The organism is Desulfococcus sp., assembly GCF_041737845.1.
Lineage (GTDB): Bacteria > Desulfobacterota > Desulfobacteria > Desulfobacterales > Desulfococcaceae > Desulfococcus.
Window position 1 is genome coordinate 1 of record NZ_JBGSQX010000165.1, and the last position, 11731, is coordinate 11731.

Genomic DNA, 11731 nt, shown 5'->3' on the forward strand with positions numbered 1-11731 from the left:
TCACCAAGGAAGAGGACTGCGCCCGCCTGGCCGACACGGCCATCGAAACCTTCGGGCAGATCAATCTCGTGGCCCCTTTTGCCGGCGTCATCAAGGACGGGATGATGGTCTCGCCGGACCGCGACACCGGCAAGGTCACCAAGAAGATGGCCCTGGGCGATTTCAAGCTGGTCGTGGACATCAACCTGACCGGCGTGTTTCTCACCGTGCGCGAATGCGCCGAGAGGATGATCAACCACAACTGCCGCGGCCTGATCTGCCTCGTCTCCTCCACCGGCTCCCTGGGCACCGCCGGCCAGATCAACTACTCGTCCACCAAGGCGGCCATGTCCGTCATGCCCAGAGTCATCACCGCCGAGTTCTTCCGCCGGGGACTTGCCGACAAAATCCGGTGTGTTGCCGTTGCGCCCGGCTACGTGGGGACCGACATGGTGAAGAACATGAACCAGAAGGCCCTCGACAAGATTATCGCCGATGTTCCCATCGGGCGCCTGGTCGAGCCCGAGGAGGTGGCCATGCTCGTCGGCGACATCTACAAGAATGAAGCCCTGGCCGGGGATGTCTATTTCATTCACGGCGGGCTGCGGCTGGGATCCAAGGGGTAGTTGCGGCTTTTTTTCTCAATGAAATGAATGGGTGGGCAGCGTGACGTCCGAGGCAGAGCCGGCAGGACAAGCGCCCACCCGGCGCATCCCTGAAAAGATTTCCAAACAGAAGATCCCGGATTGCCTGGCAATGTGATGAACCGCTGGCAACTTTTTCATTTCGTCTTCAACGCGCGTCAAAAGCTGCATACCCTGCCCATTCACCCTTTGACGCAACACGTCCCTCCCCCGCATCCCCGTCGCCTGCCTTGCCGCACCGAACCCGGTCATCGTCAAGACCGGCTGAACCATCTAAAACCGTTTGAGAAAAATTGCGGTCTGGGGTAAATGGGGGATCATCCCTCTTCCTGGAAAGGAGTCTTCCCCATGCTGGTCGGGCTGCATCCATACCGCCTCAACATTCACGGCATCGGCCGGGCGCGGGCCGCCGGGAGCCGCAGGAAAGCGCCGCCATGCGACCCCTCATGAACAACCTTCCCATCCGCTACAAGCTGCTCGTCAGCTTCTCCGCGGTCTTCATCACGGCCTTTTCCCTCGCCAGCCTCGCCAGCTACACCCTGATGCGCAAGGCCATCGAGACCCGCATCGAGAGCGAGCTGACGAACACCACCGAGACCATCCTGAACATGGTCAAGACCGGGGCCGCCGTCTCCGTCAAAAACCGGCTCCGGGGCGTAGCCGAGAAAAACCTGGAGATCGTGGCCTATTTTTACGGGCAGCACCTTGAGGGCCGTCTGACGGAGGCCGAGGCCCGGGAACGTGCCGCTGAGGTGCTGCTGAGCCAGACCATCGGCAGTTCCGGATACATCTACTGCATCGACTCCGGCGGCGTCTGCGTCCTCCATCCCAAGCCCGCCGTCGTCGGCGTCAATTACTCCGACCGGGCTTTCATCCAGGAGCAGACCTCCCGGAAGACCGGGTACATCGAATACGACTGGAAGAACCCCGAAGATGCGCGCGCCCGCCCCAAGGCCCTCTACATGACCTATTTCGCCCCCTGGGACTGGATCATCTCCGCGACCTCCTACCGCGACGAATTCCGGGAACTGGTGACGGTGTCCGATTTCCGGGAGAGCATCCTTTCCATCAAGTTCGGGCGGACCGGCTATTCCTTCATCATCGACTCCAAAGGCAACATCATTCTCCACCCCGAGATCGAGGGACGGAACTATTACGACACGGTCGATGCGGAGGGGAAGCGGTTCGTGGCCGAGGTCTGCCGGCGCAGGAGCGGCAAGATCATTTACTCGTGGAAGAATCCGGGCGAGGCGGCCCCGAGGAAGAAGCTCGCCATGTTCAACTACATTCCGGAGCTGGACTGGATCGTCGAATCCTCGGGATATCTGGAAGAGTTCTACAGGCCCCTCAAGACCCTCAGGAACCTGATGCTGGCCGGGACCCTGGCGGCCCTCGTCCTCGTCCTGACGGTCACCTTCCGCCTGAGTTCGGCCATCACGAGCCCCATCAAGGACCTCATGAACCGCTTCGCGCGGGGCGCCACCGGCGATTTCTCGGCCCGGGTCGAAAAGCGGTCCAACGACGAGGTCGGCCAGCTCTCGGCATACTTCAACACCTTCATGGAGAAGATGGAGGCCTACGACGCCGGCCTCCGGGAGGAGAGCGCCCGCCACCGGCGGACGGCCGAGGCGCTGAAGCTCTCCGAGGAGATGTTTTCCAAGGCCTTCCGGCTCAACCCCAGCGGGATCACCCTCACCTCCCTCAGAAACGGGCGCTTTATCGACGCAAACGACGCCTTCCTCCGGTCCACGGGATATGCCCGGGCGGAGATCATCGGCAGGACCGCCGGGGACATCCGGCTGATCACCCGCCAGGAGGACCGGCTGTCGCTCATGGCGGCCCTCCGCTACAACGACCGGATCCGGCGGCGGGAGTTCACGTTCCGGACCCGCGCGGGCGAAATCCGCACCGGGGTCCTGTCCGCCGAAATCATCGACATCCGGGACGAGCCCTGCATCCTCTCCCTGGTCGAGGACGTCACCGAGGCCCGCCGGCTCGAACGGGAGATCATGACCATCGGGGACCGGGAGCGGCGGAAGATCGGGCAGGACATCCACGACGACCTCTGCCCCCACCTGATCGGCATTGAAGCCCTGGTGCGGGTCATGAAACGCCGCCTGGAAAAGGCCGGCTCCCCGGAAACCGACGCCACCGGCCAGATCGAAGGGTTCCTCCGGGAGGCCATTGACAAATCCCGGCGCCTGGCGCGGGGCCTCTGCCCGGTCTACCTGGTGGATCACGGGCTGGAGCATGCCCTGGCGGAGCTGGCCCGGAACACCCGGATCGCATTCGGCATCCCCTGCGCGATTTCGGTGAACGGGAGCATGGGGCCGGGCGACACCGACCTTGCGACCCACCTCTTCCACATCATCCAGGAGGCGGTCAACAATGCCGCCAGGCACAGCGGCGCGGGGCGGATCAGCGTGGATGCCGCCGCCGGCGGAGCGGGGACGGCCTTCACCGTCACCGACGACGGCGCAGGCATGCCCGACGAACCGAACGCGGAAGGCATGGGCCTCCGGATCATGCGCCACCGGGCGGGGCTGATCGGCGCAGCCCTGGAGATCCGGCCGGCGGAAGGCGGCGGCACCGCTGTCCGCGTCACCCTCAGGAACCCGGCTGAGAGAGGAAATCCCACATGACGACGCCGATCCGGAGCACCGCGGCCCGAAAGCGGATCTTTATCGTCGAGGACCACCCGATCTTCCGCCTGGGCATGACCGAACTCATCAACGACGAGCCGGACCTGGCCGTCTGCGGCGACGCCGACACGGTTCCGGGCGCCCTTTCGGCCATCGAGAGGCTCTCGCCCGACCTGGTCATCGCCGACATCTCCCTCCGGGAAGGCGACGGCATCGAGCTGGTCAAGGCGCTGCAGCACCGATGCCCCGGACTGCCCGTGCTCATGCTCTCCATGCACAGCGAGGCCCTGTACGCGGAGCGGGCCCTCGCGGCCGGGGCCCGGGGCTACATCATGAAGCAGGAGGCCATGGATTCCGTGGTGGGCGCCGTCCGACTCGTCCTGGCCGGCAGGATCTACGCCAGCGAAACGGTCAAGGACCGCATCATGAACGGCCTGTTCCAGCCGGCCGGCGACGGTAAAACCATGGCGGTAAACCGCCTCACCGACCGGGAGCTGGAGGTCTTCCGCCTCATCGGCCGGGGCCTCTCCACCAAGGAGATCGCCCACACGCTCAACCTCAGCGTCAAGACCATCGGCACCTACCGCGAGCGCATCAAGGAGAAGCTCCGCATCAAGCACGCGACCGAACTGGTCCAGTGCGCGGTGCACTGGACCTCTTCGGGCGACCCCGCCAAAGGCACGGAGCGGGAGTGATCCCCTTATCCTGACATCCATCCCGCTCGAAAAATCCCCTGCTCCGGCAGAAAACCCGCCCGGTCCCGAAAATATCGACAGGGTATAACTTTATGTTGCCGATTTTGCTTGTTTCAAGTATATTTCGGCAACTTAATTCCCATCGGATACCGCGGGGGCCCGCCTTCATCGGCGGCGGATGAGGCCCCCGGACCCCGGCGCAGGCTTTGCCCAGACCGCGCTCAAAGATCGCGCACAAAGACCGCTCGCAACGGCCGCGGCACATGTTCCCCATGTTTTTTTCAAGGACGCCATGAAATATCATTTCAAAGACCTGGTCGACATCCCCAAACTACAGGAACTGACCGACGAACTCTATGCCGCGGCTTCGATCCCTTCGTCGATCATCACCATGGACGGCGAGATCCTGACCGGGTCGGGATGGCAGGAAATCTGCACCGACTTCCACCGAAAGCATCCGGAGGCCAAGAAGGCATGTATTGCAAGCGATACAAAGCTCAGACGCACGAGTGAAGAAGGCGAGTCCTTTTCCATCTACACCTGCCCGCACGGACTTATCGATGCGTCGTCGCCCATCTTCATCGAAGAGGACCACGTTGCGAATGTGTTCATAGGTCAGATCTTTCTATCGCCGCCGGGCGATGCCAAGGAACAATTCTTCAGAGAACAGGCCCGAAAATTCGGGTTCAAAGAATCCTCATACATCGACGCCTTCAGAAAAATCCCGGTGTTCACCGAGAAAAAATTTCGGGCGGCCCTCTCTTTCCTGGCAAAATTCGCACAACTGATCGTCGATATGGGGCTTGCGCGCCGGAGCAGGCTTGAGGCCATGGCGGCCATGCGGACGCGTGAAGAAGAATATCGCCTCCTCATCGAAAACCAGACGGATCTTGTCGTCAAGGTCGACACGGCGGGAAGGTTTCAGTTCGTCAGCCCTTCTTATTGCAGGACATTTGGCAAAACAGAAGAAGAGCTGATCGGCAAGACCTTCATGCCCCTTGTCCATGAAGACGATCGTGAATCGACGGCAAGGGAAATGGAAAAACTTTTCCATCCGCCCTATGCGGGCTACCATGAACAGCGGGCGATGACCCGGTCGGGCTGGCGGTGGTTCGGCTGGCAGGACACGGCCATCCTGGACGAAAACAAGACGATCGTCGCCATCGTGGGCGTCGGCCGCGACATCACCGACCGCGTTCGCGCCGAGGAAGCGCTGCGGGAAAGCAAGGAGCGGTTTCAAACCCTCGTGGAAGAATCTCCTTTGGGGATTTCGCTGATCGGTAAAGAAGGCCGCTACCGGTATGTCAATCCACAATTCTTCAAAATGTTCGGGTATGCGATCGAAGACGTCCCCACGGGGGCCGCATGGTTCAGAAAGGCCTTTCCGGACAGAGACGAACGACACTACGCCATTCGAACCTGGATGGAAGACCGGAAGCATGCCGGAATCGGGCAGGTCCGGCCCAGGGTCTTCACGGTGACCTGCAGGGACGGCACCCGCAAAGAGATCCATTTCAGGCCGGTCACCTTGCGGAGCAGCGATCAGTTTATCATCTATGAAGACCTGACCGAGAAAATGCGCCTGGAACGGCAGCTCCGGCAAACCCAGAAGTTTGAATCCATCGGGACCCTCGCCGGCGGCATCGCCCACGATTTCAACAACCTCCTGATGGGCATCCAGGGGCGGGCCTCCCTGATGTCCCTGGAGGTTGGGGCCACCCATCCCGTTGCCGAGCACATCCACGCCATCGAGGAGTACATCCGAAGCGCGGCGGGCCTGACCAAGCAGCTCCTCGGGTTTGCACGGGGCGGCAAGTATGAGGTCAAGCCCATCGACATCAACACCCTGGTGACGCGCAGCGCGGCCATGTTCGGCCGCACCAAGAAGGAGATCCGCATCCACACCAGCACCGAAAATCAGGCGCCGGTGGTGGAGGTCGATCGGCGGCAGATCGAACAGGTTCTGCTCAATCTTTACATCAACGCATGGCAGGCCATGCCCGAAGGCGGAGATCTCTTCATCGAAACGCGGGTCGTCCCCCTGGACGACGACTACTGTAAAGCCCATCAGACGGTCCCGGGGACCTATGCAAAGGTTTCGGTCTCGGATACCGGCACCGGCATGGACGAGGCGACGCGCCTGCGCATTTTCGACCCGTTTTTCACCACCAAGGACAAGGGCCGCGGAACGGGCCTGGGGCTGGCCTCGACCTACGGCATCATCAAGAACCACGGCGGGATCATCACGGTCTACAGCGAGGTCGGCCAGGGGACCACCTTCAATCTCTATCTGCCGATCTCGGAGAAAGCCGCCGGCCCCGAGCCCGACATGGACGGCAAGCTCGCGAGCGGCTCCGAGACCATCCTGTTGGTGGACGATGAGGAGATGATCCTCGACGTGGGGAAGGCCATGCTGGAAAAGCTGGGCTACCGCCTGATGACGGCCAAAAGCGGCCGGGAGGCGATCACCGTCGTCGCGGCATCGGGCGAGGCCATCGACCTGGTGATCCTCGACCTCATCATGCCGGAGATGGACGGCATCAAAACCTTCGACTGGATCCGGAGGATAGAGCCCCATATCCCGGTGATGCTCTCCAGCGGATATGCCCTTGACGACCAGGCCGACGACATCATGCGGCGGGGATGCAGGGGGTTCATCCAGAAGCCCTTCAGTCTCTCCGAGCTTTCCGCACGGGTGAGAAAAATCCTGGATGAACCGAAACCGTCAATCCGGAAAAAAACGCCCCGGCTTTGAACCGTGCCGCAACCTTCGGTGATTTGAGGCCCATCATTTGAAGCCCATTAATAGACGAGCTGCCTCCCATTGAAAAAACATATTGCATGATATCCCATATCATATTATAGACGTCAACAATCCCGATCATCCCACACCGAAAGGAGAATACGCATGGCCAACTTTCTGTTTACGTTGGGCCAGGACGACAACGAAAAGGCGACCCGCTGTTTTCAATTTGCCAAGATCGCCCACGGAAAAGGGCATACGGTCAACCTCTTTTTCATCGATGCCGGCGTGACCTGGGCCGACAGGACCCGTGATCTCTCCCGCAAGACCGTGACGGGGGACTGCCCCGACGATTACCTGCCCTACCTGGTGGAAAACGAAATCCCCATCGGCGTCTGAATTCCCTGCGCCAAGGCTCGTCAGGTTGACGAGAAGAATTTCTTCCCCAACATGATCCTGGACGGCGGTCCGCATCTCATCGATCTCGCCGTTGATGCAAAGGTGTTCACCTTCTGATCCAATCCCCGTTTCATCCAACCGCACCGCGTATGTCATGCCGGCCTGACATACGCGGTGCGGCCCGCGACCGGGCGGCGCCATGCCGTTCCCGCCGCCCCGCGCGCCAGCGGTAGGGGATTTCCCTACACCCGCCGGGGACACGGACCCACGGCATTTTCAGTTCTTCCCGGATTGACCGATTCCTTCGGCTTCTGTAGGGTTCCCCCGTCACAACCGCCCCCATTCATACCGCCCCCGCCGTGGAGCCATGTTGGGGATGAACCTTTCATCCAATGCCGACCAAGGAGAAGCCGCCATGCCCGAAAACACCGTCAACAGCGTGAATTACGATATCCTGACCCCCGTGAGCTTCATCAGCCGGAGCGCGACCGTCTATCCCGGCAAAACCGCCGTGGTCCACGGAAACACCCGCTATACCTACGGGGAATTCTACGGACGGGTCAACCGCCTGGCCAGCGCGCTCATGAAGGCCGGCATCGGCCGGGGCGACAAGGTTGCCTTCATCTGCCCCAATACGCCGCACATGTTAGAGGCCCATTTTGCCGTTCCGATGATCGGGGCGGCCCTGGTGAGCGTCAACTTCCGCCTTTCCACTCCCGAGATCGCCTATATCCTCAACCACTCCGACGCCAAGGTCCTTTTCGTGGACAATGAATTCGCCGGGCTGGTCACGCCGATAGTAAACGAACTCCCCCAGGTGGAACGGCTGATCAATATATGCGACATCAGCGACGTGATGCCCCTGGACGGCATGGAATACGAGGCGTTTTTGCAAACCGGGTCGGCCGAACCGATCCCCTGCACGGTGCTGGATGAACGGGACGTGGCCACCATCAACTACACCAGCGGCACCACCGGCAAACCCAAGGGGGTCATGTACCACCACCGGGGCGCCTACCTCAATTCCGTGGGCGACGGGCTCGAAGTCGGGCTGGATTCCGAATCGGTCTACCTGTGGACCCTCCCCATGTTCCACTGCAACGGCTGGTGCTTTCCCTGGGCCGTCACGGCCGTGGGGGCCACCCATGTCTGCCTCCGCAAGGTGGTGCCCGAGGAGATCTTCCGGCTGATCGAGACCGAAAACGTCTCCCACATGTGCGGGGCGCCCATCGTCCTGATCGGCATGGCCAACTTTCCCGGCGCCAAGGACATCTGGATGAAGCGCCCGCTCAAGATCACCACCGGCGGCGCGCCGCCGTCGCCGACCATCATCGAGCAGATGGAGGCCATCGGCGCCTCCGTCACCCACGTCTACGGCCTGACCGAGGTATACGGCCCCTACAGCGTCTGCGCCTGGCAGTCGGAATGGAAAGACATGAAAACGGCGGACCGGGCCAGGTACCAGTCCCGCCAGGGCGTGCCTTATATCGTGGCCCAGCACCTGGACGTGGTCGACCCCGAAACCATGGCGCCCGTGCCCCGGGACGGAGAGACCATCGGCGAAATCGTTATGAGAGGTAACATCGTCATGACCGGATATTATAAAGATCCCGAGGCCACCGAGGAGGCGTTCCGGGGCGGCTGGTTCCACAGCGGGGACCTGGCCGTGATGCACCCGGACAACTACATCCAGATCATGGACCGAAAGAAGGACATCATCATCAGCGGCGGCGAGAACATCTCGACGGTGGAGGTGGAAAACGTGATCTACCGTCATCCCGAAGTGCTCGAGGTGGCGGTCATCCCCATGCCGGACCCGAAATGGGGCGAGGTGCCCAAGGCCTTTGTCACCCCCAAGCCCGGAAGCGCGGTCACGGCCGAGGAAATCATCGCCTTCTGCCGGAATAACCTGGCTCATTTCAAGGCCCCCAAGGCCGTGGAGTTCAGGGAGCTCCCCAAGACCTCCACGGGAAAGATCCAGAAATACGTCCTGCGGGATGTGGAATGGCAGGGCAGAAAACGGCGGGTGAACTAGATTGCCCTTGAGGGGCGGATGGACATGAAGTTCCCCTCCCCCCTCACCATGGACGGCGCCGCGGCCAGGGCTGCGGACGGCCGGCCTTCATGCGCAATCCCCAGTTGAATCGGAAGCCCTGTCCGCCGGAAGCCCCTATTGCCCGCGGACAGGGCGGACCGCCGCTCACCCCTTCATGGCCCCTCCTGTTCGATCCCCCGATGTGCCCCCCTCCGATCTGAGCTGCGGCAGCGCTTTTTCTGATGTGCGTCGGCGCTGCCGGTTTTGCCCTCGCTTCGCCGCTATTTTCGAAAAATATCCCTTCTAAATGCCTTGAAAAAGGGATATGCTTTCCCCATTCGCCTTTATTCTTGGAGGTCCCGCCCATTCGACGGAGAGGTCCGACACCCTGCGACCGCAGAGGGGAGGCATGAACCGGGGTTTCGGGCATGCGGCGGGGACCCCGGGACGTCATCGAGAAGCTAACGATTACCCACCTGAAGGGAGGCTGTTTGGATGATGAATTCGAATCGAAAAAAGATCCTGGTCGCGCTGGATGGCTCCAGCCATTCCTTTGATGCCGTGAACTACCTCAGTCATATGCTGCCGCGGCATGACACGTCGCTGGTCCTGTTCAGCGTCTATTCCGGAAGGCCCGAACGGTTCCGGGATATTGAAGAAAGTCTTTTCATGGATCCCAAAGAGACCGGCTTGGAGGAATGGGAGAACCAGCAGAAAAAGGCCATCGGGGAATTCATGGAAAATTCGCGGCAGGTTTTTCTGGACCGGGGATTTCCACCCGATGCGGTAATCCTCAAAATCCGGGAAAAGGAGACCGGCATCGCAAGGGACATCATCCGGGAGGCGCAGTCGGGGTATGACGCCGTGGTTGCAGGCCGGCAGGGAATGAATCCCATCACGAGACTGGTTATCGGGAGCGTCGCCGCGAAGCTCATCGCGAGCCTGACGGATGTTCCCCTGTGGCTGGTCGGCAGCTGCGCGACGGATGCCGCCAAGATCCTCGTTGCCACAGACGGCTCTGAAAACGCGCTGCAGGCGGTGAAATACGTTGGCAGGATGATGTCGGGATCCGACGTCCCGATCACGCTCTTCCAGGTGATCCGCGGTTTTGATTTCAGGCTCCCCGGTCCGGATGCCTATTTTTTCAAGCCCCCTGACGGCGCGGCATGGCCGGATGAATCCCGCGAGGCCCATACCGTTCGCGCGGCGTTTGAGAAGGCCGTCGTGGCCCTCCAGGCCGCGGGCATCGATCCCGTCCGAATCACCACCAAAATCGTCTCCGGCGTCGCCACGCGCAGCGGCACGATCATCGCCCAGGCCATGACCGGCGGCTACGGCACCATCGTCATCGGACGGAAAGGCCATTCGAGGGTCGGCGACTTCCACATGGGGCGCGTTACCAACAAAGTCGTTCAACTGGCGGGCAAGGCGGTTGTCTGGGTGGTCAGTTGATTCGGCCCGCACGGAACTCGCTATCGCTTTAACCGTTTCTTCGAGAGGTGATCGACATGTATGAAAAATTGACGGACGAAAATGCCCAGTGCGACCTCTGCGGCCTGAAAGATCCCGAAGGAATCATCTATCGGTCTGAAAACTTCATCTATCTGTGCTCGATGTGCATGGAAAAAATCAAGGCCGCTCCCGACGGCATCGGCGAAACCCTCGAACGCACGCTGATGGGAAACGTGCTCTGATCCGGCGACCGGTTGCCGATGTTCAAAAATAAAACACATGCCGGACAATCGATTTTTTGCAACTTTATATAAGTTATAGATAGTTATCTCCGGGCATAGGTACTTGTACCTATATAAAAATGGGTATTTTTACCGATTGTGTTCTCCATACGGACCTGTTAGGGTCGTTTTGCCCTTGTCCTTTCCTTGGGCGCCTTCTATTCTTCTTCTTCTCTCTCCTCCGCCATTGGGGCGGGGGAGAAAATCCCCCTGAAAGATCATCCGCATCCCGCACAAAGCGTCAACCCATCGTTTTCCATCGTATAAATATTTCTCGAGTTTCGCTATAATTTATTTCTGTCATTTGATCATTATTTTCATTGACACGCCGCCGGGACGGGCCTATATTTTTATCAAACGACCATAACAGGAGTTGATCGCCATGCCGAGACCCGTAAAACCCAGATTTGTGTCTGAAGATCCACAAGTGTGCACTTTCGGGCCCTGGGAGACGCCCCCCACAGGCGAGGCGACACTGTCCGTGGAAGGCATGGAAGCCCTTCGGCTGAGCGATCACGAAGGGATGGACCAGGATGGGGCGGCAAACCTGATGGGCGTGTCTCGGCAGACCTACGGCAGGATTCTGGCCGAGGCCCGCGCGATCGTAGCCCACGCGCTGGTCACCGGAAAAGTGCTCCGGGTCGAGGGCGGCAATTATCAGCTCCGGGGGGGCCGCGGCAGGCGCATGCGAAGGCACGGCGGCCGAGGCCTCCCGGATGCAGGTTTACCCAAAGGAGGCGAGATCATGCCGAAAGGTGATGGAAAAGGACCAGACGGGCAAGGGCCTTCGGGCAGAGGAAGAGGCGGCTGCGGCGGAAAAGGCCGGGGCCCTTGCGCAGGGGCCGGCAGCGGCCCGGACGG

At 60.8% G+C, this 11731-nt stretch carries 9 protein-coding genes; all 9 read left to right on the forward strand.

What is annotated here, in order from left to right:
• The coding region (locus tag ACEW8N_RS20540) for an SDR family oxidoreductase (RefSeq protein WP_373501739.1) at positions 1 to 605 on the forward strand (605 nt) is incomplete at its 5' end.
• A gap of 452 nt (positions 606 to 1057) precedes the next feature.
• Positions 1058 to 3265 carry a cache domain-containing protein gene (locus tag ACEW8N_RS20545; protein ID WP_373501740.1) on the forward strand — a complete coding sequence of 736 codons (2208 nt, stop codon included), beginning with the start codon at positions 1058 to 1060 and terminating at the stop codon, positions 3263 to 3265.
• Complete coding sequence (locus ACEW8N_RS20550) at positions 3262 to 3960, forward strand: response regulator (protein ID WP_373501741.1); 699 nt, start codon at positions 3262 to 3264, stop codon at positions 3958 to 3960. Before ACEW8N_RS20545 ends, ACEW8N_RS20550 begins: the two co-directional genes overlap by 4 nt.
• 292 nt (positions 3961 to 4252) lie before the next feature.
• Entirely contained in the window at positions 4253 to 6715 is a 2463-nt protein-coding gene (locus ACEW8N_RS20555; protein ID WP_373501742.1) for a PocR ligand-binding domain-containing protein, read from the forward strand.
• 153 nt (positions 6716 to 6868) lie between these two features.
• Positions 6869 to 7102 carry a DsrE family protein gene (locus tag ACEW8N_RS20560; RefSeq protein ID WP_373501743.1) on the forward strand — a complete coding sequence of 78 codons (234 nt, stop codon included), beginning with the start codon at positions 6869 to 6871 and terminating at the stop codon, positions 7100 to 7102.
• 415 nt (positions 7103 to 7517) lie between these two features.
• Complete coding sequence (locus ACEW8N_RS20565) at positions 7518 to 9137, forward strand: long-chain-fatty-acid--CoA ligase (protein ID WP_373501744.1); 1620 nt, start codon at positions 7518 to 7520, stop codon at positions 9135 to 9137.
• Between the two features lie 495 nt (positions 9138 to 9632).
• Positions 9633 to 10589, forward strand: a complete 957-nt coding sequence (locus tag ACEW8N_RS20570; protein ID WP_373501745.1) for a universal stress protein — start codon at positions 9633 to 9635, stop codon at positions 10587 to 10589.
• A gap of 56 nt (positions 10590 to 10645) precedes the next feature.
• Positions 10646 to 10831: a hypothetical protein gene (locus ACEW8N_RS20575; RefSeq protein ID WP_373501746.1), complete on the forward strand. Its 186-nt coding sequence runs from the start codon at positions 10646 to 10648 to the stop codon at positions 10829 to 10831.
• A gap of 421 nt (positions 10832 to 11252) precedes the next feature.
• Positions 11253 to 11731, forward strand: a 479-nt coding sequence (locus ACEW8N_RS20580) for a DUF134 domain-containing protein (RefSeq protein WP_373501747.1), incomplete at its 3' end; no start/stop codon positions are given.

Bases quoted from the DNA above. Each gene is read 5' to 3' on its own strand.
- ACEW8N_RS20570 (WP_373501745.1), top strand. From the start codon at position 9,633: ATGATGAATTCGAATCGAAAAAAGATCCTGGTCGCGCTGGATGGCTCC.
- ACEW8N_RS20575 (WP_373501746.1), top strand. From the start codon at position 10,646: ATGTATGAAAAATTGACGGACGAAAATGCCCAGTGCGACCTCTGCGGC.
- ACEW8N_RS20565 (WP_373501744.1), top strand. From the start codon at position 7,518: ATGCCCGAAAACACCGTCAACAGCGTGAATTACGATATCCTGACCCCC.
- ACEW8N_RS20545 (WP_373501740.1), top strand. From the start codon at position 1,058: ATGCGACCCCTCATGAACAACCTTCCCATCCGCTACAAGCTGCTCGTC.
- ACEW8N_RS20560 (WP_373501743.1), top strand. From the start codon at position 6,869: ATGGCCAACTTTCTGTTTACGTTGGGCCAGGACGACAACGAAAAGGCG.
- ACEW8N_RS20550 (WP_373501741.1), top strand. From the start codon at position 3,262: ATGACGACGCCGATCCGGAGCACCGCGGCCCGAAAGCGGATCTTTATC.
- ACEW8N_RS20555 (WP_373501742.1), top strand. From the start codon at position 4,253: ATGAAATATCATTTCAAAGACCTGGTCGACATCCCCAAACTACAGGAA.